Source organism: Leclercia sp. LSNIH3 (assembly GCF_002935105.1).
Lineage (GTDB): Bacteria > Pseudomonadota > Gammaproteobacteria > Enterobacterales > Enterobacteriaceae > Enterobacter > Enterobacter adecarboxylatus.
In genome coordinates, this window is the sequence record NZ_CP026387.1 from 1,856,740 (window position 1) to 1,882,710 (window position 25,971).

The following is a 25,971-nucleotide window of genomic DNA, read 5'->3' on the forward strand; positions in this document are numbered from 1 at the left end:
ATCATTAAGGTATGAATTACCGCCACGGTCTTTATAATCGACGCGCTAAATTACATGTTTAAGGACAAAAAAATGAAATCACTTCTGGGATTCGATTATCTGTTAACACCGCGCGTACTGGTCTTCTTCTACTGGATCGTCATGCTGTTTATTCTGCTCGGCGGCATCTACTCCATGTTTACCGAGCATCTTATTGCCGGCTTTTTCGGCATGCTGTGCAGCCTGATCGGCACCCGCGTGATGTTCGAGCTGATCATGGTCGCGTTTAAAAATAACGAATATCTGCGCCGTATTGCCGAGAACACCGGGAAATCCACCGTAGAGTAACGCCAGAGCACACTCTGTAGGCCCGGTAGCGTAGCGCCACTGGGCAATCCGCTACATATCAAATCGTGACAGCCCGACATCCTTCAGCTGCTCATCGCTCATCTGGCGTAAAATGCGGCGCGTGCGGTTGATGCGATACCATCTTTTCACTGCCCGACCCATCCAGATAAACACCGCAAACGGCCTTTTTGCCCGGTTTTCATAAAATTCCATGATGCGCTCCTCACCTTGTCAGTGGGGTTATCATCATGGAGATCGGGGTGGACAATACAGATTCAAAAACAACTTTTGTTTAACATACAGATCCGCTAAAACAGTATCTGAATGCCGTTTTTTGCGGCAATCTGTACTGGTTTTTAGATCTGTATGGCGACAACCAAGGATACAGCATGACGCGTTACCAACATCTGGCCAATATCCTGGCACAACGCATTGAACAAGGGCTGTATCGCAGTGGGGAGCGTTTGCCTTCAGTGCGCGCCCTGAGCCAGGAGCATGGCGTTAGCATCAGCACCATACAGCAGGCCTATCAGATCCTCGAAAACCTCCAGCTGATCACCCCCCAGCCGCGCTCCGGCTATTTTGTCTCTTCACGCAAAGCACAGCCGCCCGTTCCGGCGATGACCCGCCCGGTCCAGCGTCCGGTAGAGGTGACCCAGTGGGATGAGGTGATGATGCTCCTCGATGCCCGCGCCGATAAAGAAATGATCTCTTTTGGCGGCGGTTCGCCGGATCTGAACCAGCCGAGCCTGAAACCCTTGTGGCGCGAGATGAGCCGCATTGCCCAGCACCATCCCGGGGAAATGCTGAGCTACGACGTGCTGGAAGGGCGACAGGAGCTGCGCGAGCAGATCGCCCGCCTGATGCTGGACGGTGGCTCGACGGTAGCGGCAAACGAGATTGTGATCACCAACGGCTGTCACGGGGCGCTGTCGCTGGCGCTGCTGTCGGTGTGCCAGCCGGGGGATATTGTGGCGGTGGAGTCGCCGTCGTTCCACGGCACCATGCAGATGCTGCGCGGGTTTAACATCAAGGCGATTGAGATCCCCACCGATCCGCAGACCGGGATCAGCATCGAAGCGCTGGAGCTGGCCCTGGAGCAGTGGCCGATTAAAGCGGTGATCCTGGTGCCCAATTGCAATAATCCGCTCGGGTTTATCATGCCGGAGGCGCGTAAACGTCAGGTGCTGGCCCTGGCCCAGCGCCACGATATTGTCATCGTCGAGGACGATATTTACGGCGAGCTGGCGGCGGACTACCCGCGCCCGCGCACCATCCACTCGTTTGATATCGACGGCCGCGTGCTGCTGTGCAGCTCCTTCACCAAAACCGTGGCCCCCGGGCTGCGCGTCGGCTGGATTGTGCCGGGCCGTTATTACGACCGGGTGATGCACATGAAATATGCCGCGGGTGGGTTTAACGTGCCGGGGACGCAGATGGCGGTCGCCGCGTTTATTCGGGATGGTCATTACCATCGCCACGTGCGCCGTATGCGCCAGATTTATCAGCAAAATATGGAGCGCTACACGTGCTGGGTGCGGCAGTATTTTCCGGCAGAGATCTGCGTTACGCGCCCGCAGGGCAGTTTTTTGCTGTGGGTGGAGCTACCGGAGAAGGTGGATATGGTGTGCGTCAGCAAGCAGCTGAGTCGCCTGAAGATCCAGGCCGCGGCGGGATCGCTGTTTTCGGCCTCAGGGAAGTATCGCAACTGTCTGCGGATCAACGTGGCCTTGCCGCCGAACGAGAAGAACCGCGAGGCGTTAAAGAAGATGGGCGAGGCGATTCATATTGCGATGGAGGCGTAGTGCAGTATCGTGCGGCCTGATGCCCTCTCCCACAGGGAGAGGGAAAAACCCAGGCCCGGTCAGCTTCGCGCGCCACCGGGCAATGTCAGCTTAAAACTTCCAGGACACGCTGCCGACGATGCTGCGCTCGGCACCAAAATAGCAGTATGAGAGCGAGTTACAGGCCGCCACGTAGCTTTCGTCCGTCAGGTTGTTGACGTTCAGCTGCGCGCTTACCCCTGTCAGTCCGACCTTCGACAGATCATAGCCTACCGCCAGATCCACCAGCGTGTACGACGACAGCGTATGGGTGTTCATGCGGTCGCTGGTCACGCCATTGACGTAACGCACGCCCGATCCCACCGTCAGGCCATCAAGCGGCCCGGTTTTGACGTCATAGCTGAGCCAGCCGCTGGCCATATTGCGCGGCGCATAGACCGCACGCTTGCCCTCTTCCTCCGGGCTGCTCTTCTTGTAGCGGATGTCGGTATAGGTATAGGCCGCCTGCAGACGCAGGTTGTCGGTCAGTTGCCCCACCGCTTCCAGCTCGACCCCTTCAGACTCGATCTCTCCGATAGAGCGGTACGGATCGGTCGGCTCCTCTTTGGTGGCGATATTTTTCTGGTTGATGCGGAACACCGAGGCGCTGAACTGGCTGTTCATCCCCTCCGGCTCAAACTTCACGCCCGCTTCCCACTGCTTGCCTTTCATTGGATCCAGCAGATCGCCGTTGGCATCGGCAAAGCTGGTCGGGGTAAAGGCGGTGGAGTAGCTGATGTACGGCGCGATACCGTTATCAAACAGGTATAACAGCGCCGCACGGCTGCTGAAGTTGTTCTTGTCCAGATCGCTGCGGGTATCGTTCAGCTTGTCGATGTTCGAGACCTTCACCTGATCGTAGCGACCGCCCAGGGTCAGACGCCAGCGATCCAGCGAGAGCTGATCCTGCAGGTAGTAGCCCGTCTGGCGCAGCTTGTGCTTCTCCTGGCTGTACATGGTGATGTAATCCGGCTTCGCGCCGTACACCGGGTGGAAGGCGTCGATAGGCGGGAAGCCGCCGGAATAGCCGGTGGTGTCGTTGCTGCGATCCTGATAATCGAGGCCGATCAGCACCCGGTGGTTCACTGCCCAGGTATCGAAGCTGCCGTCGATCTGATTATCCAGGGTGATGGCATCCATCTTCTCGTCCGAGCCGGAATACCCGCGGTTAAGCTCGGTTTCGTTCAGCCAGCCAGCGGCATAGACCTGATTCAGCTCCACTTTGGTATGCAGATAGCGCAGCTTCTGGCGCACGGACCAACCGCTGTCAAACATATGCTCAATGTTGTAGCCGACCATATTCTCGCGACGATCGTACTTATCGTAATCGTCCTCGCCTTCAAAGAAGGTATTGGAGATCATTTTGCCGTCGTGTGGCACTACGGTGCCGTCGTACGGCAGGCCGGAGTGGCTACCGCCCTCGGGATCGCGGTGCAGATAGGCCATCAGATCCAGACGGGTGTTATCGGTGATGCGCCAGGTGAGGCTCGGCATCAGCGCGTAACGCTCTTCCTTCAGCGGATCAAACTGGGAATCGGCATAGCGGGTCATACCGCTCAGACGCGCCGCCACGCGGTCGTTGTCGTCCAGCGCACCGGTAACATCAAACATCGCCCCGCGCTGATCGTTATTCCCGGCGAACAGCTTGATCTCGCCGCCCGGATCGAACGACGGTTTACGCGAGGTGAGCGCCACAATCCCGCCCGGTGAGGAACGGCCATACAGCACCGACGCCGGGCCGCGCACCACTTCGATATTCTCCAGGAACCACGGGTCAACCACCAATGAGCTGTGAGAGTTGGTGTCACCCATCATCTTCAGGCCGTCGAGATAGACGTTATCCAGACTGCCGTCGGAGAAGCCGCGCAGCACAATGTAGTCAAAGCGGTTTGAAGCGCCGATCTGGTTGCTATAAACCCCTGGCGTGTAGCTCACCGCCTGACGCACGCTGGTGGCGCCCTGCTCTTCGAACTGCTCGCGGGTGACGATAGACACCGCCTGCGGGGTCTCGATATCCGGGGTCGCCAGCTTGGTGGCACCACTCTGCATCTGCGAGGTCACCACCACGGTTTCGGTTTTCGGCGTCTCCTGCGCCATCAGGGGGAGTGCGACGCTCCCGGTAACCCATCCCACCAGCAGTGCCAGCCGCGTTTTAGCGAACATGAAAATCTCCAAAGGCATTTCTAATTGTTAATAAGAATTATTACCTTTTTCATTTCGAAGATAGCTATGCGCGCCGCCAGAGTACGTATGCGTAATGCCAAACCGCACAAAAGGCGTTGGCGAATGGGGAAAAGCGGATTAACGGTCGCTGCGCACCGCGCCGGGACAGACGCCGTAGCGACGACGAAAGGCGGTGGCAAAGTTAGTGGCGTGCTGATAGCCCGACATCCACGCCGCCTGCTGCACGCTGTGGCCTTCCAGCAGATAGCGGCGCGCCAGACTAAGACGGCAGTCGCGCAGGTAGTCAAACACCGTACAGCCGTAGGCCTGACGGAACTTGCTGCGCAGGCTGCTGGGGCTCATCGCCGCCCGGGCGGCCAGCTGAGCGAGGGTGTAATCCTGCTCAGGGGACTGTGCCAGCAGATGACGGATCTGTTCCAGGCGGGCGTGCTCGCCGCCAGTGGTGCCAGGCAGCGCCGTACCCTGCTGCTCACGCAGGTGCAGGCCATGGCCCAGCAGCTGATACATCACCCCTTCCAGTAACAGTTGGCGCGACAGACTGCTGCGCTCGCGCTGCCGGGCATGCTGAATACCGGCCAGCACAAAATCCGGTACCTGCCAGACAAAGGTGGGCGCATTGAGCTTCTCCCACTGCTCCAGCAGCGAGGCGAGCAGGCTTTCACGACGGGCATCGTCGGGGTAAACGCCAAAGGAGAGGGTTTTCAGGGCGATATCGGCATCATGACGGGCAGACATGGCCTGCTGTTCACTGAGCCTGGCGCTAAACGCCATGCCGGGTCGCACCGAGTAGACTTCGCCGCTGAGGGTCAGGGTTACACAGCCTTCCAGCACCACCAGTACATACAGGGGGCTACTGTGGCGGGAGGTCGTTTCATAGGGTTGCAGCACGCGCACGTCGGAATGGGTTAACGAGATGCCGGACGGCAGGATCATCTCTTCGACATCGCCGTGCAGAACGGGGCTGGTGTTGGCACTGGTATCCGTCAGCAGAGGGAAGCGATAGTCGATACCGTAGCGCTCGCCAAACACCTTAAAGTCTGCCACGGAAAAGGTTTTTTTCGTTGCAGCGGTGGGATTATGGAGCGTTGTGTTGGACATACCTGCGCCTGGAGGAAGCTATTAAAAATAAAACAGTATCACTCCTTTAACGCAGCGGCAATGCGGGTATATTCCGCTTCGCTTAAAACGTATTTAAACGCTGGCATAACACCAGCGTTTAAATATTATTTTATGGCAATTCTGTTAATCACGCCTCTTGCCAGGCGGCAAAGGTTTCTTCGTGATTTTTATTCAGCACGACTTTATTGCCGTCAATTTTATCGACCCACTCCAGCGGAATATAATGGTGTTTGCCGCCAGACTCGGAATCGTTTTTTGCCAGCTTAATACGCTCGCCGTCAAGATGGTCAACTGTACCGACGTGGTGACCGCAGCTTGCAACAACCGGAGCATGTTCCTTGATTTCACTCTTGTTTACCATAATTAATTCTCCTCATCAGGTTTCTACGGGTTGTGTCACGAAACTAACTGTAGACCATAAATAATTTATTTACCGCCTCATTAGCATTTCGAAACATATTTCCCGGCACGTTTAAAGAACAAGCGAAATATATAAGAATGCGCCTATAAATATTCCAGCAACGTTATTATGCGGCATAATTACTGTCACGCACTCAACATGGAGGCATATATGGTAGAAGCCAATCGTACCGAAATATCCCTGGCTCTTGGTGAAGCGGTTTTAGACGTTGTACAAAAAGGCCAGGAAGTGTCGAGAGAGAATCTTGCCCGGGCCATGAAAACGAAAGCCGAGCGAGAAAACGATGACGACCGCCTGCTTGATTACTGGAAGGCCTGTCATATCCTCGCGGCTTAGCGATAGCGGCGTGGGGCGTGCGCCCCGCGCCGTCTTAACGATTACTCGTCAAAGAACCAGTAACCCTGGTTAATCAGCCCGGTCAGCTCTTCCACAAACGCCGGATTTTGCAGCGCAGCGCCCAGCTCAGCCTGGCCCAGCTCGGTATAGCGGCACAGCGCATCTGCCGCCGTTGCGTCTACCGTCTCCAGCTTCTCGCTGTTGATGAAGAAGCTCCCGCCGATATTCAGCACCCGCAGCCCGCTCAGGCGAGTTAAGGTTTCGCCGCCCAGCAGTGCGTCCAGCACCTCTTCCGTGGTGTATTCCGGCTCAGCAGGGGCGATATCCAGCTCGTGACGCGGAGTGGAGATAAAGCTGCCAAACCAGTCTCTGAAGTCGTCCGGCTGGCTGATCATCGCCATCATCATCTGACGCAGGCGTTCAAGTTCGTACTCTTCCACCCGGCCCGGATGCTCGCGACAGGTCAGATCGGGATCGCTGTAATGCTCGCCGCCCAGATCGTTTTCCAGGGCGTAATCGGCAAAGCTGCTGATCAAATCCCGGCCGTTCGGGCCACGGAAGCCCACCGAATAGTTAAGTGCCGTCTCGTGGGTGAAGCCGTCATGCGGGAATCCAGGTGGGATGTAGAGGATATCTCCCGGGGCCAGATCTTCGTCGATGATGGGCTCAAAGGGATCGACATGCAGCAGCGCCGGATGCGGACAGAACTGACGCATCGGCAGCTTGTCCCCTACGCGCCAGCGGCGGCTGCCCATCCCCTGAATGATAAACACATCGTACTGGTCGATATGCGGCCCCACGCCGCCACCCGGGACGGAGAAGGAGATCATCAGGTCATCGAGACGCCAGTCCGGCAGTACACGGAACGGGCGTACCAGCTCCGCAGCCGGGGCGTGCCAGTGGTTGACCGCCTGCGCCAGCAGCGACCAGCCGGTATCGCCTAAGCCGTCGAAGTGCTCGAACGGACCGTTGCTGGCATGCCATTTACCCTCTTTATGGCTGACCAGGCGACTGTCCACTTCCGGCTCCATCGCCAGCCCTGCCAGCTCATCCGGGCTAATAGGATCGATAAAGTTGGGCAGGGCGTTCTTTAAAATGACAGGTTTCTTTTGCCAGTATTTTTCTAAAAATTCCGGCCAGTTCAGGTTGAGTTGATACGCCATGGTGAGCACCAGTGAAAAGATAAACGGGCCTGATTATAGGAAGGGGCCGGGGCTGGCTGCTTTGTCATGGGTCAAGCGGGGGTGAAATCTGTCTCATTCAGACTTTCGCATGACACAGACTGACAGTTTCACGCTTTATCGTGAGCGCGAGATAGAGAGCGACTTATATCGTTAATGACAAAGAGTGTACCGTCATGAGAGCTACCATGAGCCAGTTTACCGAATATCCCGTTACCGCCCAGGTAAAGACCCTGATGGAAGTCTATACGCGCAAAGAGCACCCGTCGGTGTTCTCGCCTGTGGCCAGTGAGCTGCCTGCGGGGAGCCGTATCCGTGTGCAGGCGGCGGTAGTCGGCGACGCGGTGCAGGGCAATCCGCACTGGTACAGGATTGATGAGGACACCTTTATCTGGTCCGGCGCCTGTACCCGTATCGACCCCTGCCCCGCGTTTCCGCCCTACACCAAAGTTAACTGGACGGCGGTGGTGTTTGAGGTACGTTAGGCACTGATCACCCGCACATCCTGCGCCGCTAAGGCCGCCATCGCCTCATTATCCAGGCCCGCCTCCACCACCAGCACGTCGATATCACGGCTTTTCGCCACCACAAAGCGTGCCACGCCCGGAATTTTATCGGTGGTGAGCGCCACAATGGTCTGGCTGCTCTGGGCGATCACGGCTTTTTTAAACTCGCAGTCGGCAAAGTCGAACCCGGTCAGTCCCATCCCCGGATCCATCGCGCAGCCGCCGATAAACGCCTGATCGAAAATAATCCCCTGGATTTGGCTGGCCGCCGTCGCCCCCACCGCACCGCCGGAGGTGCGCTGGATCTGGCCGCCAGTGATGATCACCTCGCACAAAGGGTGATGCAGCAGTTCCGCGGCAATGGCCGGGGAGTTGGTTACCACCGTGATCGCCAGATCCGACGGCAGGGCCTTCGCCAGCGCGAGGTTGGTGGTGCCGGTGTCAATAAAAATGCAGCTTCCTGCTTTGATCAGGGTTGCCGCTTTCTGCGCGATCGTGGCTTTTTTTGCGTGATTTTTTTGCTCACGGCTGTGAAAGTTTCCGGCATCCGCCAGCTGCAGCACTGCCCCGCCATAGACCTTCTTACAGATCCCCTCTTTACTAAGCTCCTGTAAATCACGGCGAATGGTATGTTCCGATACCTGCATCCGGGTCGCCAGTTCGGCGCAGACCACTCGGCCATTTTCCTGCAGGATCTGGCGGATCAGATCTTGTCGTTGTTCCGGGAAAGCTGCATAATCGAGCATAAATTATCTTCTCTGGATTTGAATCGAGCAACAATGTGCATAATGTTGCATGTCGGCGCGCTCTGTCAATCCACCAGGCCCGAAACCGGAGCGTCACGATGAAATACTATGATGATTACCGTCAGCAGGTGCCCGCTACCCACCCTTATGACGGCTTCCTGTTTAAGCCTGAGACTGCAAATTCGCGCCCGGGGGAGAAGGTGCAACACAAAACACCCGCCCCTCCCATATTGAAACCTTATAAGGATATAAAATGACCCATCAGACCACCGGAGCCGTCCATCGGCTTGCCACTCGGATCGTCTTTTTTATTGCCGGATACGTGACCGCCACCTGGGCGGTGCTGGTGCCCTACGCCAAAGCCAATACCGGCGTTAACGAGGCCACGCTTGGCTCGCTGCTGCTCTGTCTGGGGATGGGGGCATTGATTGCGATGCCGCTCACCGGGATGCTGACCAGCCGCTACGGTTGCCGTCGGGTGATCGTCACGGCACTGGCGATTGTCATGCTCACCACGCCGCTACTGGCCATCATCCCTGATCCGCGCCTGCTGGCCGCCGCGCTGCTGCTGTTCGGCGTGGGCGTAGGGGTGACGGACTGCGCCATGAACATTCAGGCGATCATCGTCGAGCGCGACTCCCCTCAGCCGGTAATGTCCGGTTTTCACGGCATGTACAGCGTCGGCGGCATCGCGGGGGCCGGGGCGATGACCCTGCTACTGACCCTGGGTGCCAGCGCCGTTGTCGCCTGCCTGATCATCATCCTGAGCGTTATCCTGATGCTCGCCGCCAGCCTGAAAGGGCTGCTGCCGTGGGCCAACCCCTCCACAGGCCCGGCGTTTGCCGTGCCGCGCGGCGTGGTGCTGTTGATTGGTGCTATCTGCTTTGCGGTGTTCCTCGCCGAAGGGACAGTGCTGGACTGGAGCGCGGTGTTCCTCACCGAAGTGCGCGGCGTACCGGAGTCGCTGGGCGGGCTGGGCTTCACCTGCTTTGCGGTGGCAATGACGATTTTCCGCTTAACCGGCGACCGGCTTATCGCCCGCACGGGCGCTCTGCGCGCGGTGGTGGGTGGCGCGATCGTGGCCGCAGTCGGCTTTGCGCTGGTGACCTTTGTTCCGCAGTGGCAGCTGTCGCTGGTGGGCTATGTGCTGGTGGGTGCCGGCTGCGCCAATATCGTGCCGGTGATGTTCTCCGCCGTTGGCCGTCAGACCCGCATGCCGCAGGCGGTCGCCGTCCCGGCAATTACCACGATGGGCTACCTCGGCGTGCTCGCCGGGCCTGCCATTATCGGTTATATGGCGCATGCCACCTCTTTAACCCAGGCGTTTATGGTCATTATGCTGCTGATGCTGGTCGTCGCCATGCTCTCCGTGACCGTTACCGCCAACCAACCCGCCCGCAGCGAGGGATGATATGAATATTGCACATGTCGCACTCTGGACCCGCAACCTGGACGCCCAGGTAGACTTCTGGGAGTCGGTATTTGGCGCACGCCGCAACGAACGCTACCTGAGTAAAAATCGCCCGGGGTTTGCGTCCCACTTTATGACCTTCAGCGACGGGCCGACCATCGAGCTGATGACCGTCCCGGATCTGGCCGATACGCCGCCGCATGCGGAATTTGTCGGCTGGGCGCATATCGCCCTGAACGTCGGCAGCAAAGCGGATGTGGATCGGATGGCGGAGCAGGCGCGGGCAACCCACACGCTGTTGAGCGCCCCTCGTATGACCGGAGACGGCTATTATGAAGCCGTGATTGCGGATCCCGATGGAAACCGTATTGAGCTGGTGGGTGAGTAATCCCCTCACCCTAACCCTCTCCCCATAGGGGAGAGGGGATCGTCCGTGCATCTGGCAAGCACCCGCTTCATAAAACTGGCGTTTCCCCCCTCCTGATTGAATTGCGGATCCCGATGGAAACCGTATTGAGCTGGTGGGGGAGTAATCCCCTCACCCTGACCCTCTCCCCAAAGGAGAGAGGGGATCGTCCGTGCGTCTGGCAAGCACCCGCTTCATAAAACTGGCGTTTCCCCCCTCTCAATTGACGACAATTTGACCATTCCTGGCCTACGCTTATCCAATATGAAAAGCGGTTTTGATATCTTATCCGTCGCTTTCATACAGTTATCATATTGTTAAATGATAATGATAATTAATGTGTTAAAGTTGCTGCGTTCATAAAACTGCCGCCATAACCGCTTGAACACCCGGGAGGTAGTTTTCACGCTGAGCGAAAATCCTCTCATCTCTGTCAGGCGGAAACATTGGGGCTATTAATGGAACACATTGTCTATGTCGTTGATGATGATCACGCTGTCAGGCGGTCCGTTGTCGGGCTGCTGGAGTCTGCCGGGCTGAACGCCCTCGACTTTTCTTCGGCAGAATCTTTTCTGCAACACAGGTTTGAAGATGTGCCCTCCTGCGTGATCCTCGATATGCAGATGCCCACCATCAGCGGGTTTGAGGTGGCGGATACGCTAAAGGCCAGCGGGCGTGAGATCCCGATTATCTATCTCACCGGATATGGCACCATTCCCATGTCGGTGAAGGCGATAAAAGGCGGCGCATACGAGTTTCTCACTAAGCCGGTGGCGTCGAACGATCTGATCGACTCGATTAGCGCGGCGCTTAAGCAGGCGGAAGAGAATGCCCTGCACCTGCGCGAGCAGTACTCCCTTAAGCAGCGCCACCTCTCGCTGACGCCCCGTGAACAACAGGTGTTACAGCTGGCGATCAGCGGGCTGCTGAATAAGCAGATCGCCGCCGAGCTGGGGGTAAGCGAAATCACGGTGAAAGTCCATCGCCGCCGGGTGATGGATAAGATGCAGGCCCGCTCGCTGGCGGATCTGGTCAGGGCCGCAGAGCGCCTGGCCTGAAATCCGCCGTCAGAGCCGGGAGAAGCGAAATCACGGTGAAAGTGCATCGCCGCCGGGTGATGGATAAAATGCAGGCCCGCTCGCTGGCGGATCGGGTCAGGGCCGCAGAGCGCCTGGCCTGAAATCCGCCGTCAGAGCCGGGAGAAGCGAAATCACGGTGAAAGGCCATCGCCGCCGGGTGATGGATAAGATGCAGGCCCGCTCGCTGGCGGATCGGGTCAGGGCCGCAGAGCGCCTGACCTGAAATCCGCCGTCAGCGTCACACCATGCTGGCTGCCAGCGGCAGCGTAAAGGCGAAAACGCAGCCATGCGGCTCGCGATTGCGGGCCGTCAGCTTGCCCCGGTGGCGCTCGATAATGCTATAGCTGATGGTCAGCCCCACCCCCATCCCCTGGGCTTTGGTGGAGTAGAACGAGTCAAAAATACGCTCGGTTAACCCCGGTTCGATGCCGGTGCCGCTGTCAGCCATTTCAAATGTAATCCCCCCGCCTTCAGGATTCGACGTCGAGAGCACCAGCGTGCCTGGGCGATCCGCGATCTCGGCCATTGCCTCTATCGCGTTCATCACCAGGTTCAGCAACACCTGCTGGATCTGCACGCTGTCCCCCACGATAAAGCTGTCTTCTGCCGCCAGGGCATAGTTGACGCTGATGCGTCGCTGCTCCAGCTCGCTGCGCGACAGGGTGATGATGTGCCGCACCAGATGGTGCAGATCGATGCGGGCAAAGACCGGATCCTGCTTGCGGGTAAGGGATTGCAGGCTGCGGATGATCTCCCCTGCCCGCTCGCCCTCTGAAACAATCTCCTCCAGCCCGAGGCGGGCTTTATCCAGCCGGGCCGGATCGCGGTTGAGCCAGCGCAGGCTTGCCCCGGCATTGGCGACAATCGACATCAGCGGCTGGTTGATCTCATGCGCGATGGACGAGGTTAACTGCCCGACGGTCGTGGCGCGCGAAACGCGGGTCAGCTCTGCCTGGGCGACGCGCATGGCGTCTTCGGCCCTGCGCTGGGTGGTGATGTCGGTGATGATGCCGTAATACTCGTTCACCTCGCTACCCACCCCCACCGGATCGCCAATCCCCAGAATGGTACGGGTGGCGCCGTCGGCGCGGATTATGCGGAACTCGGCGCGCATGGTCAGGCCGTCGCGCACGCTCTCGGTCACCAGGGTGCTAATGCGCGAATAATCATCCTGATGCACAAAGGTCAGAAACTCGGCCATGGAGATCATCTTCTGCTTCTCCGGCAGCCCCAGAATGCGGGCGTACTCTTCCGACATAAACATCAGATCCTGCTCCAGCTCCCAGCGCCAGCTGCCGGTGTGGCTGATCTGCTCCCCCAGCATCAGCGAGGTCTGGCTGGCCCGCAGCTCTTTCTCGACCCGGCGGCGCTGGAGGTTCTCTTCCAGCAGTTCGGCGTACAGGCGGGCGGTTTCAAGAGAGATGGCGGCATGCGCCCCCAGCAGGCTCACCACCCGGGAGTGTTCGACGGTGAAGACTTCCGGCATCAGGCGGTTCTCCAGATAGAGCACCCCCACCAGCCGCGCCTGCTTGAACATCGGGACGCACATCACCGCCGCGCCGGAGGTCACCAGATAGGGATCCTGGCTGAAGGGGTGAAACTCTTCGGGTTTGCCGGTGTGGATCTCCTGCCCGGTGCGGATCACCGCCGCCAGCACCGTCAGCGGCATGTCGGTGGCCATCGGCACCTCTTTGCGGATCTGCACCCGCACCCCGTCGGTGGTGGTGCTGGCGCTGGCCTCGATCTCCGGGATGTTGTTGTCATTTACCCGAATCAAGAGGCCACGCTGCGCCCCGGCCCGCTCCAGCAGGATGGTCATCAGGGTTTCGATCAGCCGCTCAAGATTGATCTCCTCCGAGAGGGCACGCGAGGCCTTGATCACGCTTTGCAGGTCGCGGATCTCTTCGTTGCGGGCAAAGGCCACCGTGTCCCAGGCGTTGGCCTGACCGGGGGAGAGCAGGTACGGGAAATCCCGCTCCAGCTGGCGCACCTTAGACTGCGCCCCGGCCCGTCCCCAGGCGGTCATCGCCCCGCGGAAATGGGCATCGGCGGCGGTGGTGTAGCCGCAGGCATGGGCGAAGCGCCCGGCCAGCTCGTGCGCCAGGGCGTTGAACGGATTAAAGCCCCCTTCCCGTGACAGGCGCACCGCCTTCTCGTACTGCTCAAGGGCGATGCTGTTCATCCCGTCCAGCCGCACGATCTCGGCGTAGATCAGCGCCTCTTTATCGGCAAAACTGCCCGGATTGATCCGCGCCCAGAGGACGATTTTGTCGTAGTGAAGATGGATCTGGCGGCGCAGATCGGCGGAAAAGGTCTCCGGGGTCAGCTGCTGCGAAAGCGTAAGCGCGCTGTAGAGATGGTAATCCAGCAGATGAATATGACCGGGGGCAGACCAGGCAAAGCGCCCGGCCTGCGCAAGATTATCTGCCGCCTGCGGGAATTCGCCGCAGGCGAAGTGGGCCATGCCACGATAGAGCCAGAACCAGAACAGCATGGTGGAGGTCTGCTCCGTAGCCTGCTCCGGCGCGGCGGGCAGCAGGGATTCTGGCAGCACATCGCTGGCGCTCCAGTGGCCGCTCACCGGTGTGCGCAGGTGCTCCACGTAGTGGCGCTGGATGAGCAGGATCGCCTCGACATCCTGGAAATGGGTTTTGCGCACAAAGGCCAGCCCGCGCTCGATGCTGGTCAGCACCCCATCGAGATGATCGCCCCGGGTAAGGAAGTTGATCACCTGGTGGCAGGCGGCAAAGCAGGCCATCGTCATGTCGCCGTGCGTCACGGCGGAGGTGAAGCAGGCTTTGGCGCACTCGATGGTGAAGGACAGCGGCTGGGTCCAGACGCTGAGCTGATCCAGCGGCAGCAGGGTTTTGGCTTCGAAAGCGTCGTAGCCGTGGCGGCTAACCAGCTCCCGCGCCAGGGTGCCGTACTGGAAACCGAGACGATACTCGGCATAACGGTGGCCAATCAGCACCCCGAACCACGCAATCGCCGGGGCAGACGCGCCGGTAATACCGTGATCCAGCGTCAGGTGCAGCATCCGACACAGCAGAACGAAATGCAGGCGCGAGCTGGTAAAGCTGGCGAACACGCAGGCGCTGTTGAGCAGGTTCATCACCGCTTCGGTGTCACCGTCGTTCATCCGCGGCAGCGCGGCAAAATGGCCCTGCGGGTTATCGCCGACGCGGTTGCACAGGCTGTGCCAGGCCTCGTCGCACTCGGCGGTCTCCGGGTAGCGGCTGACGTGAATGCCAAACACCGCCAGCCAGCTCAGCGCCGCCTCCAGCGCCAGCCGGTTGTCGGACTGGCGCATATAGACTTCCGTCAGCAGGTTGGCCGCCAGCGCTTTTTCCGCCAGCCCGCCGGCGGAGCTAAGAATGCGGTCGCACAGCCGACGGGTGCCGTCGAGATTGCCCAGCGCGAACTGGCACCCGGCCTCTTCGCTGTCCAGCGTGAAGTCGCTGGCGCTCTCCGGCAGCGAACCGGCGTTGCCCAGCGCACGGGCGGTCTGAATATAGCTCAGGGCCGACAGGTAATCCCCCGAACGCCGGGCGCGGCGGGCCGCCAGCAGGCTCAGCTCGCGGAACATCTGGCGCTGGGGCGCAGGCTGAATGCAGTCCAGCGCCGCCGTGACGTGATGCACGGCGCGGAACAGGATCTCATTGCCCGCCGCCTGACGGGCCGACTCTGCCAGCAGGCTGGCGGTGGTCAGGTGCAGACGGCTACGCTCGGCGTTATCCAGCAGGGCGAAGGCCGCCTCCTGCACCCGGTCGTGGGTAAAGGCATAGCCTTCGTCGCTGAGGGCGATCAGCTGCGCCGTCACCGCCGGGTGCAGGGCATAGCGGATCTCCGCCGTGGACATCGACACGACCCGGCAGACCATCTCCAGCTCGCCGCTACCGCCCAGGCAGGCGATGCTGCCCAGCAGCCGGCGGGTGTCGTCCGGCATCTCCTCCAGCTGCTGTAGCACCAGGGTGACCACGTTTTCGGTGTAGTGCCGGGTGCGGATGGCGTGCAGATCGTAGTGCCATTTATCCTGATATTTATTATGTGCTACCAGCCCGTCATCGACGATCCGGCGGAAAAACTCATGGACGAACAGCGGGTTGCCGCCGGTTTTCTCGTGGATCAACCCGGCCAGATCGAGAGTGCTGGCCGAGCGGGTATGAAAGATATTCGCCAGCCAGAGCGACACCGCCTTCACCGACAGCGGCTCCGGGCGCAGCTCGGTGGTATTACGCGAGGCGAGGTGCAGATTCGCCAGCTGATGATGCAGGGCGCTGTCCGGCAGCGAGCAGGCATCCCGGTGCGCCACCACCATCAGCAGCGGCACGGTGCTGGCGTGGATCAGCAGATACTCCAGGATTTGCAGGCTGGCGGCGTCGATCCAGTGGATGTCGTCCAGCAGCAGCACCAGCGGGCAGCCCGCGCTGGCGAAGGCTTTCACCAGCGCCAGCACCATATGGCTGAAGCGCGCCCGGGTGTCGATGGAGAAGGTGTCGCTGGTGAAGCGCGGCTTGTTATCCAGCAGCAGCCGCAGCTCCGGCACCAGGCTGACGGCTAAGGCTTCGTAGCCCTCCAGCTCGCGCGACAGGCGCACCTTCCACTGGGCCACCTCCTCCGCCGACAGCCCCAGCAGGTGCAGCACCAGAGTACGAAACGCCGAGGTTAACGCCGCATAGGGCAGCGTGGGGGAAAACTGATCCACCTTGCCCACCGCCAGCAGCACGCTGCGGTGTTGCAGGGCCTTCAGCCCGGAGGCGATCAGCGAGGATTTTCCGATCCCCGACGGGCCGCTGATCGCCACGAATCCGGCGAGGTTATCGCGGCTGACCCGATCAAAGGCGTGAATAAGATCCGCCGCCTGCGGATGGGCGGTGTAAAGGGTGTCGGTAAGATAAAACGCGGGGGAGCGATCCTGCAGGCCAGGGGTAAAGGCGGCAATATCCCCGTCGCCACTCAGGGTGGCCTGACAGCGGCGCAGGTCGGCGATCAGGCCGTCAACGGTCTGGTAGCGGTTCTCCGGTTTTTTTGCCAGCAGCTTGAGGACGATAGCCGACAGCATGGGGGGCACACCGGGGCACACCACGCCGGGGGCGCGCGGCTCGGAGGCGATATGGTAGTGCGCCCATTTGCCCTGATCCTGGCTTCCCGGTTCAAACGGCAGGCTGCCGGTGAGCAGTTCGTAAAGCACAACGCCCAGGCTGTAGAGATCGCTGCGGCTGTCCACCGCGCGTTGGGTGCGGGTGGTGTGTTCCGGCGACATATAGGCCGGCGTGCCGCCGATGATCGCCAGCCGCGCCTGCTGTAGCTCTTGCGAGGTGCCGGACGACAGGCCAAAGCCCCCCAGCCGACAGCTGTTATCGTCGTGAATGAAAATATTGCCGGGCTTGATATCCCCGTGTACCAGGTTGCGCAGGTGCATCAGGCGCAGCGGCAGGCTGATGCGGATCGCCAGATCGAGGAAGCTCTGGATACAGGCTATCGGCGCGCCGACAATCCTTGTTAACAGCACAAACGAAAAGGGGGCATAAACCAGTGCAAAGCGCCCGTGGTACTGCGTGCTGGCGACCGGGCGGATGGCCCAGTCGTCGCTCAGGTACTCCCGCAGGGCAAACTCGTTGCGCAGCAGGCGCGTTGCGCTGGCCTCTTCTTCATCGCTCACCCCGGTGGCGATAATAAACGACCCGCCGGAACTGGGCAGACGGGCATTCAGCCAGCAGAGGCTCCCCTCCTGCCCCAGTGGGGTAAAAATAACGTCTTCTTTAAGCACAAAAGCCCGCCCTTCGGATAAATTTCCGGGGGCGGGCCAGCGAGCAGGCAGCGATGAGTTGTTCATCCACGTTCCTTATTGTTCTTCATTAATGGTTCTCGTGGGGAGGTTTGTCGCGGTTGTCAGGCTGTGAGCGCGCGCTGAATGTGCGCCAGCAATACCTCGACATTAATCGGCTTGCGCAAAAAAGCAACGGCGCCGTGATCAACAGCGTAGCGTTGCATATTGTCATCCGCATGACCGGAAATAAAAATAAGTGGGGGTGGCGAGGTGGCGATGAGACGAAGTTTGTCGAGCATTTCGAGTCCGGTCATCCCCCGCAGGCGGATATCGGCAATCACCAGCGCCGCGTCTGCCAGCGCGGTGGGATGGCTGAGAAACCCCTCCGCCGAGTCGAAGGCTTCTGTGGCGTACCCCTCCGACTGCAGCAGGTTGCTTAACCCGCTGCGAACAGACCGTTCATCATCAATGATGGCTATGCGCTGCGGCATGCTCTCTTTCCTCAAACGAAAACGTGATTAACCCTCGCGACCGTCGCCGGGACCGGGTGGAGGCGCAGTGCCGCTGATTTTGGGAACGCATTCGTGGCGAAACCAGGTCATCGTCAGCTGACGGCTGAACAGACGGCGTCCAATCGGGATCAGCTGTTCACCCACCAGCATGCCAAACAGCCCCAGCAGCGCGACGACCGGGGGTGCGGGCGAGTGTACATCAATTGCGGCATAAATCACCCCTGCCAGAATTCCACAGCTCAGCGAAACAACCCAGGCTTTCATGACGAGGCTCCTGTGGAGAGGGTGACGGGCGCTTTTTGCGCGGTGTCGTCAGCATGCAAAAAATGACGGGTGGCCTGTTCACCGGCCAGCATACCCAGCAGGCCAATCAGCGCCAGCGCGGGCGGGGCGGGAGAGCGCACTTTCAGCAGCGCGTACAGCAGGCCAATCAACACGCCTGCCGCGAGGGAAATTAACCCAGTACTCATGATGAACTCCAGAGAGATCAACGGCAGGCCGGATGAGGGCCCAGCCTGCCGCGACACACTTAGCGGACCGGGGCAGGAACCGGGGCCAGGGTTTCGTGCTCGCTCTTCTGGCGAGACGGCGCGTTGTGCACCATGGTGTAAGCGTAATCAACGCCCATGCCGTAGGCACCGGAGTGCTCACGCACGATATCCATCACCGCGTTGTAGGTCTCTTTATGCGCCCAGTCACGCTGCCACTCCAGCATCACCTGCTGCCAGGTCACCGGGATCACGCCAGCCTGGATCATGCGCTGCATCGCGAAGTCGTGGGCGTCTTTCGAGGTGCCGCCAGAAGCGTCAGCCACCATGTAGATTTCGTAGTCGCCTTCCAGCATCGCGCACAGGGCGAAGGTGTTGTTGCACACTTCGGTCCACAGACCGGATACCACCACTTTCTTTTTGCCGTTGGCTTTCAGGGCGTCACGCACTTTCTGGTCATCCCAGGAGTTCATGGAAGTACGTTCCAGAATGTCTTTACCCGGGAACACGTCCAGCAGTTCAGGGAAAGTGTTACCCGAGAAGCTTTCGGTCTCAACGGTGGTGATAATGGTCGGGATGTTGAACACTTTGGCCGATTTCGCCAGCGCCACCACGTTGTTTTTCAGGACCTGACGATCGATAGACTGCACGCCAAACGCCATCTGCGGCTGCTGGTCGATAAAGATCATCTGACAGTTATCAGGGGTTAACACTTCGAGTTTTGAGTTAGACATAATGGTATCCAGTGAGGTTAACAGGTGAAACCCGCCGCAGGACACTGCGACGATGCGTTGCCTGCATCCTATGTCTCCCTTACGCCCGGCGTAATTATCTCTTTGTATAATTAACCTTTCGTATAGTTATACGGAGGTATAGTTATACTTTGGTATACCTATCCCATTGTATAACTGGTTTTTTTAGGTAACCGGTTCCAATAATCCTGACATTTCCCCTCTCAGTCAGGAGCAGTTATGACTTCCTCTGCTAAAGCAGATTTGATTCTGGTAAACGGCCAGTTTCATACCGTCGATCGTGAAAATCCCCTCGCCGAAGCGGTTGCCGTGCGCGACGGCAAATTCCTTGCCGTGGGCACCGTTGCGGAAGTGATGCAATACCACGACGACGCCACCAAAGTGGTGGATCTGAAAGGTCACACCGCCATCCCGGGCCTGAACGACTCGCACCTGCACCTGATCCGTGGCGGGCTGAACTATAACCTCGAACTGCGCTGGGAAGGTGTGCCGTCACTGGCCGATGCCCTGCGGATGTTGAAAGAGCAGGCGCTGCGCACCCCGTCGCCACAGTGGGTACGCGTGGTGGGCGGCTGGAACGAGTTTCAGTTTGCCGAGCGCCGGATGCCAACCTTAGACGAGATCAACGAAGCCGCACCGGATACGCCGGTCTTTATCCTGCACCTGTACGACCGCGCCCTGCTCAACCGCGCGGCGCTGAAAGTGGTCGGCTATACCAAAGATACGCCGAACCCACCGGGCGGTGAGATCCAGCGCGACGCCAACGGCAACCCGACCGGGATGCTGATCGCCCGTCCGAACGCCATGATCCTTTACGCCACCCTCGCCAAAGGGCCAAAACTGCCGCTGGAGCAGCAGGTAAACTCCACCCGCCAGTTTATGCGCGAGCTGAACCGTCTGGGCTTAACCAGCGCCATCGACGCGGGCGGCGGTTTCCAGAACTACCCGGAAGACTACGAAGTGATCGCCGAACTGCATGAGAAAAAGCAGATGACGATCCGTATCGCCTACAACCTGTTTACCCAGCGTCCCGGCCACGAGCTGGAAGATTTCGAGAAGTGGACCGATATGCTCAAGCCGGGCCAGGGCACCGACTTCTTCCGCCATAACGGCGCAGGCGAGATGCTGGTCTTCTCGGCAGCTGACTTCGAAGATTTCCTCGAGCCGCGCCCGGATCTGGCGCCTGGCATGGAAGACGAACTCGAGCGCGTGGTGCGTCATCTGGTGGAGCACCGCTGGCCGTTCCGTCTGCACGCCACCTACGATGAGTCCATCAGCCGGATGCTGGACGTCTTCGAGAAAGTGAACCGCGAGATCCCCTTTGATGGCCTGCACTGGTTCTTCGACCACGCCGAGACCGTTACCCAACGCAACATCGATCGTATCAAGGCGCTGGGCGGCGGCATTGCCGTGCAGCACCGCATGGCCTTCCAGGGCGAGTACTTCGCCGAGCGTTACGGGATGGAAGCGGTGCGCCATACTCCGCCAGTTACCCGCATGCTCGAGACCGGCGTACCGGTGGGTCTGGGCACCGACGCCACCCGCGTGGCGAGCTATAACCCGTGGACCGCGCTCTACTGGCTGGTCTCTGGCCGCACCGTCGGCGGGATGCAGATGTACGATCACAGCGCCCGTCTGGATCGCGACACCGCCCTGATGCTCTGGACCCAGGGCAGCGCATGGTTCTCTAACGAGCAGAACCAGAAAGGCCAGATCAAAAAGGGCCAGCTCGCTGACCTGGCGGTACTGAGCAAAGACTTCTTCCGCGTACCGGAAGAGGAAATCAAAGGTATCGAGTCGGTACTGACGGTGGTGGATGGCAATATCGTCTACGCCGCAGGCAGCTTTGGTCCACTGGCTCCGCCTGCGATCCCGGTCCTGCCGGAGTGGTCGCCGGTGGTGAAAGTGCCGGGTCACTACCGCAGCGCACCGCCTCAGGCTACCCGCGTGGGAATGCAGGCTGTTCACCACTGCAGCGGCCCGTGCGGCGTACACAACCACGCGCATGACTTTGCCCGCACGGCTGAGATGCCGGTGGCCGACGATAACGCCTTCTGGGGAGCGCTGGGCTGCAGCTGCTTTGCGTTTTAATCATGATGAACTCAACTTCACATCAGACCCTGCCCCGGATTGACCTGGGGCTGTTCTTCCTGCGTATCACCGGCAGCCTGCTGCTGCTGTACGTGCATGGCCTGCCGAAGGTGCTGCATTTCAGTGAAGAACTGACGCGGATCGAAGATCCCTTTGGCTTCGGGCCGTACTTCAGCCTGATCCCGGCGATCGTCGCCGAAGTGATCTGCCCGATCCTGATCTTGTTCGGCGTGGCGACCCGTCTGGCCTGCGTACCGATCATCGCCGTATTGCTGGTGGCGATGCTGGTGGTGCATCCGGGCTGGTCGATTGCTGAAGGTCAGTTTGGCTGGCTGCTGCTGATCATCTTCACCACGCTGGCGATCACCGGCCCTGGCGCGTGGCGGGTACGTTCGCGTGTTACGGAGAGATTCGCATGACCCAGATTACCGACTCGCACGTGGAGCATCCGTCTGCCCCGGCGATGTCCACCTGGCAGCCGCTGCATCAGCGGGTGTTCCGTATGCTGTGGATCGCCACGGTGGTCTCGAACGTCGGCTCATGGATGAGCGACGTGGGGGTCAACTGGAGCATGCTAACCCTGAGCGCCGATCCGCTGGATATCGCCCTGGTGCAGGCCGCAAGCAGCCTGCCGATGTTTCTCTTCGCCCTGCCCTCCGGGGTGATGGCGGATATCGTCGACCGGCGTAAGTACCTGCTCTTCTCCCAGCTGTGGATGTTTATTGCCGCAGCGGGGCTGGCGATCCTCTCCTTTACCGGGCAGGTGACGCCGACGGTGCTGCTGGCCGCGGCGTTTCTGTTGAGCGTTGGCAGCGCCATGAGTTCGCCGCCGTTCCAGGCGGTGGTGCCGGATCTGGTGAGCAAAGCCGAACTGGGTCCGGCGGTGGCGCTGAACTCCCTCGGGGTTAACATCAGTCGTGCCATCGGCCCGGCGCTGGGGGGCTTTTTGCTCTCGCTGGCCGGGCCGTGGATGGTGTTCATGCTCAATGCCCTGTCGGTGCTGGGCGTGGCCTGGGTGCTGTGGCGCTGGAAGCCTGCGGCCTCGGTGCAGCGCCTGCCGCCGGAGCACTTTTTCTCGGCGGTGCGCGCCGGCGTGCGCTACGTTCATGCTGCCCCGGTGCTGCGTAACGTGTTGATTCGCACCGTGGCGTTCTTCGTGTTCGCCAGTGCGGGCTGGGCGTTGCTGCCGCTGGTGGCGCGTCGGGAGCTGGGTCTCGGTCCGGCAGGGTACGGCATTATGCTGGCCTGCATCGGACTGGGAGCGATTGCCGGGGCGGTGCTGCTGCCGCGTCTTCGCCAGCGTCTGAACGCCGATCAACTGATGGTGGCGGCGAGCCTGGTCTTTGCTCTCACCATGCTGGCTCTGGCCTTCGTGCGCCACTTCTGGCTGCTGAACCTGTTTGAGTTCTTCACCGGCTTTGCGTGGATTGCCGTGCTCTCCACCCTCAACCTGGGGGCGCAACGCAGCGCCGCACGCTGGGTGAAAGCCCGGGCGCTGGCGGTCTATCTGACGGTCTTCTTCGGCTCGATGACCGCAGGCAGCGCCATCTGGGGACAGATTGCCTCGCACGTGAACACCGCCACGTCACTCTGCGTGGCGACCATCGGGATGCTGCTCGCCAGCGCCACGGTGCTGCGCTGGAAGCTGGAGAAAGATCCTAACCTGAACCTCGATACCAGCGGCCTGATTGCCGATGACGCGCGGGAGAGCATCCCCAACGAGCGCGGCCCGGTGCTGGTCTCCTGCGAGTATCAAATTGATTCTGAAGCGGTAAGCGAGTTCCTGAAGGCCGTCCACGAGCTGCGCCGGGTGCGCCGCCGTGCGGGAGCCATCAGCTGGGCGGTGTATGAAGATATCGACCAGCCGGGTCTTTATATCGAGACCTTCCTGATGGGATCCTGGGTGGAACACCTGCGCCTGCAGGAGCGCCACACCATGAATGACCACCTGCTGCAAAGCCGCGTGCTGGCTTTTCATCAGGGCGATGCACCTCCGGCGACCCGCTACCTGGTGGCGCCGGTTTAGAACCTACAACAACACTTTGAGGAAGACACTATGGCGACGATTAAAGCGAAAGATGGCACGCAGATTTACTACAAAGACTGGGGTGCAGGTAAACCGGTTCTGTTCAGCCACGGCTGGCCGCTGGATGCCGACATGTGGGACAGCCAGCTCAACTATCTGGCCGAACGCGGTTTCCGCGCTATCGCCTTCGACCGCCGCGGCTTTGGCCGTTCGGATCAGCCGTGGAATGGCTATGACTACGATACCTTTGCCTCTGACATCAATGACCTGATCACCGCGCTGGATCTGCGCGACGTGACGCTGGTGGGCTTCTCGATGGGCGGCGGCGACGTGAGCCGTTATATCGGCACCTACGGCACCGATCGCGTGGCTGGCCTGGCGCTGCTGGGTGCGGTAACACCGATCTTCGGTAAGTCTGACTCCTACCCGCAGGGTGTGGATCAGTCGGTCTTCGCGGGTATTCGCGACGGGCTGCTGAAAGATCGCGCACAGTTCATCAGTGATTTCGCTACGCCGTTCTACGGCACCAATGCCGGGCAGACGGTTTCCGAAGGCGCGCTGACCCAGACCCTGAACATCGCCCTGCTGGCATCGCTGAAAGGCACCCTCGACTGCGTAACCGCCTTTGCCGAAACCGACTTCCGCCCGGATATGGCGAAAGTTGATGTGCCGACGCTGGTGATCCACGGCAGCAACGACCAGATCGTGCCGTTCGAAACCACCGGTAAAGTGGCGGCAGAGTTGATCGGCAACGCGGAACTGAAAGTGTATGACAATGCGCCGCACGGCTTTGCGCTGACCCATCAGGACCAGCTGAACGAAGACCTGCTGACGTTTGTGAAGTCGCTGTAAGGGTTGAATGCCGGGTGGCGCTGCGCTTACCCGGCCTACTTTTCCTTTGTCGGCCCCCGCCTCCCGTTACGCTTCATCTGACGTAAAAACCATTCCCGCGTAAGGCTTCTCCCGACACGCGGCCAGACGCGCGGCAAGATCGCCCACATGCAGTTCCAGTTTGTGCCCGTCCGGGTCGAGAAAATAGAACGACGCCCCTTCGCTTTTGTTCTCTTTCCAGACCGTTACGCCAGCGTCTTGCAGCTTTTGCGCGACGGCCTCGAATTGTTCCGGTTCAACAGAGAAGGCGTAGTGGGTGTAATCGCTGTTCTGCGGCGGAATGAATTGTCGCGTCTCGTCATAAGAGAGGCAGAGCCAGAGATCGCCGCAGGTAAGGTAAGCTCCGGTGTGCCATTCGGCGTGCAGGCGCAGGCCGAGAAGATCGCGCCAGAATGCGATGCTGGCAGGCAAGTTGCTGACGGCAAGGGTCAGATGGTTAAGGGCGTTAAGCATGAGGTTCAGTCCTGGATAGAGGTTAGCCTCACTTCTTTAGCATGTTTATCAACGTATAAATAGAAGCGATCCCTGCACTCTTTTTTGGGCTGGCACCACACTTCCATTCCACGCTTTCTTCGCCTTTCTTTGATATACCCTAAATTGATGAGGTAGACACGAAGCGGCTCAGCATTAGTCGTGTCTTTAAAAATAATGTCATTCGAAGGGGGATATCCGTCGCCAGGATGAGATTCAAAGTAGTAATGTTGGGAAATTCTCGGCGCGTTTTGAATTTCATTATAGGTGAGAGTGTAATAACGGTAGCGGTCGGTTTCTTTGTAAACCGTCATCTCGTTTATGTTAGATGCGGTGATGTAGATAAATGTTCCGCACAGGATTAATGCGGCGATAAATATAGCAGTGAGAGATCTCATAAAAATAAACATCATCCCTGATATCTTATTGTGAACTCAGAATTTATATTTTTTAAAATGACTGGCCTGATGGTATGGACTCTTTTCCATCGCTGTCTATATAACCGCATGTTATTAGGATTTTAGCCCGATACTCCGTCACCCTTTAAACCGGGTGGCGCTGCGCTTACTCGGCCTGTTAAACCGCAGGCCATGCAAGCGCAGCGCTGCCGGGCAACGACTGCTACCTTCTTTTAGCCCAGGCGGCACGCATAACGGGAATAAATATCGGCGGGATGACGCCCATTTTCGGCAACGGCGTAGCGATCTCCACGCCTGGTGCCACCGCAAACCACTCGGTATTAAAAGGCAATTTTTGCAGGCGATTAAGGTCAAACTTTGTCGGCCAGCTTAACCCTGCCGTATCCAGCTGATCGTCGATGACAAACTCGCCCTGATAGACGTGGTCCGTCCGTGAGGTTCCATAGACAATCAGGACGGCATGCAGCTCCGGGAAGAAGTTCAGAATCAGTCCGGGACGCGCTTTCGGCCCCGGATGGCCCAGATCCTCATGTTGAGGAAATTTACACCAGATAATGTCACCGATTGCGGGTAACGGGTTGTAATTATTAGCCATAAGCATCCTGCTTATTTGAATAATGGAGAGTCCAGATCGTCCTCTGAAATATCGAGGCCTGACACTTTTCTGATCGCTTTATGTTGTGCGTCGGTCAACGGGCCATCGTCCTGTTCGTATGAGGGCAGCACCTCTTTAGCAAGGTTGCGTAACGCCTTGTGGACTAACTCGGTCTGGTTCAGGGACAACTCCGCCATTAGCCGGGCAAAGGTGTCTTCGCTGACACCAAATTCGTTATCAACAGAACGGAGCTGGAAAAGGAATTTTTTAGGCGCAGTGCGTGTTGGGGTGGGCATGATAACCTCTCTTCTTTAACGCTATATGCAAAGTATATAGAGGGACGGGGAAATGGTCCATATAGAATGCATATATCCCTTATGTGATCCCTGTTTTGGGTAGTTAGGCATTGCGTCCTAA

At 59.2% G+C, this 25,971-nt stretch carries 28 protein-coding genes and 1 pseudogene; 14 read left to right on the plus strand and 15 right to left on the minus strand.

All coding sequences use genetic code 11. The features are described 5' to 3' along the window. Positions 1-72: 72 nt before the first annotated feature. Positions 73-327, plus strand: a complete 255-nt coding sequence (locus C3F35_RS08975) for a DUF4282 domain-containing protein (protein WP_059308829.1) — start codon at positions 73-75, stop codon at positions 325-327. A 51-nt stretch (positions 328-378) separates the two neighbouring features. Here the strand turns inward: C3F35_RS08975 and C3F35_RS08980 are convergent, their stop codons facing one another. Continuing rightward, on the minus strand, positions 379-540 hold the full coding sequence (locus C3F35_RS08980; RefSeq protein ID WP_032616332.1) for a DUF1127 domain-containing protein: 162 nt from the start codon (positions 538-540) through the stop codon (positions 379-381). Positions 541-716: 176 nt separating this feature from the next. On the opposite strand from C3F35_RS08980, the gene C3F35_RS08985 reads away from it, so the two are divergent. After that, positions 717-2,132: an aminotransferase-like domain-containing protein gene (locus C3F35_RS08985; protein ID WP_103792655.1), complete on the plus strand. Its 1,416-nt coding sequence runs from the start codon at positions 717-719 to the stop codon at positions 2,130-2,132. A gap of 90 nt (positions 2,133-2,222) precedes the next feature. Here C3F35_RS08985 and foxA read toward each other — a convergent pair whose 3' ends face one another. The 3 genes from foxA to C3F35_RS09000 form a co-directional block, all read right to left on the minus strand. Beyond that, positions 2,223-4,331 carry a ferrioxamine B receptor FoxA gene (foxA, locus tag C3F35_RS08990; protein WP_103792654.1) on the minus strand — a complete coding sequence of 703 codons (2,109 nt, stop codon included), beginning with the start codon at positions 4,329-4,331 and terminating at the stop codon, positions 2,223-2,225. A 120-nt stretch (positions 4,332-4,451) separates the two neighbouring features. Further along, a complete protein-coding gene (locus C3F35_RS08995) occupies positions 4,452-5,432 on the minus strand; it encodes a helix-turn-helix domain-containing protein (protein WP_077226545.1) in 981 nt (326 codons plus the stop codon). Between the two features lie 148 nt (positions 5,433-5,580). Then, positions 5,581-5,814 (minus strand): DUF2171 domain-containing protein, encoded by a 234-nt coding sequence (locus C3F35_RS09000; protein WP_032616329.1) that lies wholly within the window; start codon positions 5,812-5,814, stop codon positions 5,581-5,583. Between the two features lie 210 nt (positions 5,815-6,024). Here C3F35_RS09000 and C3F35_RS09005 point away from each other — a divergent pair, with 210 nt between their 5' ends. Further along, complete coding sequence (locus C3F35_RS09005; RefSeq protein WP_098946219.1) at positions 6,025-6,210, plus strand: DUF2767 family protein; 186 nt, start codon at positions 6,025-6,027, stop codon at positions 6,208-6,210. Between the two features lie 41 nt (positions 6,211-6,251). Here the strand turns inward: C3F35_RS09005 and C3F35_RS09010 are convergent, their stop codons facing one another. Then, positions 6,252-7,373: a ribosomal protein uL16 3-hydroxylase gene (locus C3F35_RS09010; RefSeq protein ID WP_103792653.1), complete on the minus strand. Its 1,122-nt coding sequence runs from the start codon at positions 7,371-7,373 to the stop codon at positions 6,252-6,254. A gap of 206 nt (positions 7,374-7,579) precedes the next feature. Between C3F35_RS09010 and C3F35_RS09015 the strand changes: the two genes are divergently transcribed. Further along, positions 7,580-7,876, plus strand: coding sequence for a hypothetical protein (locus C3F35_RS09015; protein ID WP_032616326.1), 297 nt, complete (start codon positions 7,580-7,582; stop codon positions 7,874-7,876). Here C3F35_RS09015 and C3F35_RS09020 read toward each other — a convergent pair. After that, a complete protein-coding gene (locus C3F35_RS09020; protein ID WP_103792652.1) occupies positions 7,873-8,643 on the minus strand; it encodes a DeoR/GlpR family DNA-binding transcription regulator in 771 nt (256 codons plus the stop codon). The genes C3F35_RS09015 and C3F35_RS09020 overlap by 4 nt on opposite strands. 98 nt (positions 8,644-8,741) lie before the next feature. Between C3F35_RS09020 and C3F35_RS26655 the strand changes: the two genes are divergently transcribed. The 6 genes and pseudogenes from C3F35_RS26655 to C3F35_RS27350 all read left to right on the plus strand — a co-directional run bounded on the left by C3F35_RS26655 (position 8,742) and on the right by C3F35_RS27350 (position 11,762). After that, positions 8,742-8,900 (plus strand): hypothetical protein, encoded by a 159-nt coding sequence (locus C3F35_RS26655; RefSeq protein ID WP_155166262.1) that lies wholly within the window; start codon positions 8,742-8,744, stop codon positions 8,898-8,900. Then, positions 8,897-10,054, plus strand: coding sequence for an MFS transporter (locus C3F35_RS09025; RefSeq protein ID WP_103792651.1), 1,158 nt, complete (start codon positions 8,897-8,899; stop codon positions 10,052-10,054). Before C3F35_RS26655 ends, C3F35_RS09025 begins: the two co-directional genes overlap by 4 nt. 1 nt (position 10,055) lies before the next feature. Continuing rightward, complete coding sequence (locus C3F35_RS09030; protein ID WP_103792650.1) at positions 10,056-10,442, plus strand: VOC family protein; 387 nt, start codon at positions 10,056-10,058, stop codon at positions 10,440-10,442. A 476-nt stretch (positions 10,443-10,918) separates the two neighbouring features. Further along, positions 10,919-11,518 (plus strand): response regulator transcription factor, encoded by a 600-nt coding sequence (locus C3F35_RS09035; RefSeq protein WP_032616315.1) that lies wholly within the window; start codon positions 10,919-10,921, stop codon positions 11,516-11,518. A 5-nt stretch (positions 11,519-11,523) separates the two neighbouring features. After that, a pseudogene (locus tag C3F35_RS27245) lies at positions 11,524-11,640 on the plus strand (LuxR C-terminal-related transcriptional regulator); the annotation flags it as partial. A gap of 59 nt (positions 11,641-11,699) precedes the next feature. Further along, complete coding sequence (locus C3F35_RS27350) at positions 11,700-11,762, plus strand: hypothetical protein (RefSeq protein ID WP_390614056.1); 63 nt, start codon at positions 11,700-11,702, stop codon at positions 11,760-11,762. A 15-nt stretch (positions 11,763-11,777) separates the two neighbouring features. On the opposite strand, the gene C3F35_RS09050 is transcribed toward C3F35_RS27350, so the two are convergent. From C3F35_RS09050 to C3F35_RS09070, 5 genes are read right to left on the minus strand one after another with little or no spacing between them, the layout of a single operon-like run. After that, positions 11,778-17,375: a trifunctional serine/threonine-protein kinase/ATP-binding protein/sensor histidine kinase gene (locus C3F35_RS09050; protein ID WP_103792648.1), complete on the minus strand. Its 5,598-nt coding sequence runs from the start codon at positions 17,373-17,375 to the stop codon at positions 11,778-11,780. Between the two features lie 56 nt (positions 17,376-17,431). Further along, a complete protein-coding gene (locus tag C3F35_RS09055) occupies positions 17,432-17,800 on the minus strand; it encodes a response regulator (protein ID WP_032616313.1) in 369 nt (122 codons plus the stop codon). A 27-nt stretch (positions 17,801-17,827) separates the two neighbouring features. Further along, the gene (locus C3F35_RS09060) at positions 17,828-18,085 is read right to left on the minus strand and encodes a DUF1427 family protein (protein WP_103792647.1); all 258 of its coding nucleotides are present in this window, start codon (positions 18,083-18,085) and stop codon (positions 17,828-17,830) included. Beyond that, positions 18,082-18,291, minus strand: coding sequence for a DUF1427 family protein (locus C3F35_RS09065; protein ID WP_032616311.1), 210 nt, complete (start codon positions 18,289-18,291; stop codon positions 18,082-18,084). The genes C3F35_RS09060 and C3F35_RS09065 overlap by 4 nt, the downstream gene beginning before the upstream one ends. Positions 18,292-18,350: 59 nt before the next feature. Beyond that, the gene (locus tag C3F35_RS09070; RefSeq protein ID WP_059308836.1) at positions 18,351-19,043 is read right to left on the minus strand and encodes a hydrolase; all 693 of its coding nucleotides are present in this window, start codon (positions 19,041-19,043) and stop codon (positions 18,351-18,353) included. 237 nt (positions 19,044-19,280) lie between these two features. Between C3F35_RS09070 and C3F35_RS09075 the strand changes: the two genes are divergently transcribed. From C3F35_RS09075 to C3F35_RS09090, 4 genes are read left to right on the plus strand one after another with little or no spacing between them, the layout of a single operon-like run. Continuing rightward, on the plus strand, positions 19,281-21,152 hold the full coding sequence (locus C3F35_RS09075; RefSeq protein ID WP_032616309.1) for an amidohydrolase: 1,872 nt from the start codon (positions 19,281-19,283) through the stop codon (positions 21,150-21,152). A gap of 5 nt (positions 21,153-21,157) precedes the next feature. Continuing rightward, positions 21,158-21,571: a DoxX family protein gene (locus C3F35_RS09080; RefSeq protein ID WP_098946283.1), complete on the plus strand. Its 414-nt coding sequence runs from the start codon at positions 21,158-21,160 to the stop codon at positions 21,569-21,571. Then, a complete protein-coding gene (locus C3F35_RS09085) occupies positions 21,568-23,178 on the plus strand; it encodes an MFS transporter (protein WP_103792646.1) in 1,611 nt (536 codons plus the stop codon). Before C3F35_RS09080 ends, C3F35_RS09085 begins: the two co-directional genes overlap by 4 nt. A gap of 30 nt (positions 23,179-23,208) precedes the next feature. Next, complete coding sequence (locus C3F35_RS09090; protein WP_032616306.1) at positions 23,209-24,030, plus strand: alpha/beta fold hydrolase; 822 nt, start codon at positions 23,209-23,211, stop codon at positions 24,028-24,030. 66 nt (positions 24,031-24,096) lie between these two features. Here the strand turns inward: C3F35_RS09090 and C3F35_RS09095 are convergent, their stop codons facing one another. The 4 genes from C3F35_RS09095 to C3F35_RS09110 all read right to left on the minus strand — a co-directional run bounded on the left by C3F35_RS09095 (position 24,097) and on the right by C3F35_RS09110 (position 25,850). Continuing rightward, positions 24,097-24,522 carry a FosA8 family fosfomycin resistance glutathione transferase gene (locus C3F35_RS09095; RefSeq protein ID WP_103792645.1) on the minus strand — a complete coding sequence of 142 codons (426 nt, stop codon included), beginning with the start codon at positions 24,520-24,522 and terminating at the stop codon, positions 24,097-24,099. A 5-nt stretch (positions 24,523-24,527) separates the two neighbouring features. Continuing rightward, positions 24,528-24,953 (minus strand): hypothetical protein, encoded by a 426-nt coding sequence (locus C3F35_RS09100; RefSeq protein WP_225321534.1) that lies wholly within the window; start codon positions 24,951-24,953, stop codon positions 24,528-24,530. Between the two features lie 208 nt (positions 24,954-25,161). Beyond that, positions 25,162-25,554 (minus strand): hypothetical protein, encoded by a 393-nt coding sequence (locus C3F35_RS09105; RefSeq protein WP_103792644.1) that lies wholly within the window; start codon positions 25,552-25,554, stop codon positions 25,162-25,164. 11 nt (positions 25,555-25,565) lie between these two features. Next, positions 25,566-25,850, minus strand: a complete 285-nt coding sequence (locus C3F35_RS09110) for a hypothetical protein (RefSeq protein ID WP_032616303.1) — start codon at positions 25,848-25,850, stop codon at positions 25,566-25,568. Positions 25,851-25,971: the final 121 nt, after the last annotated feature.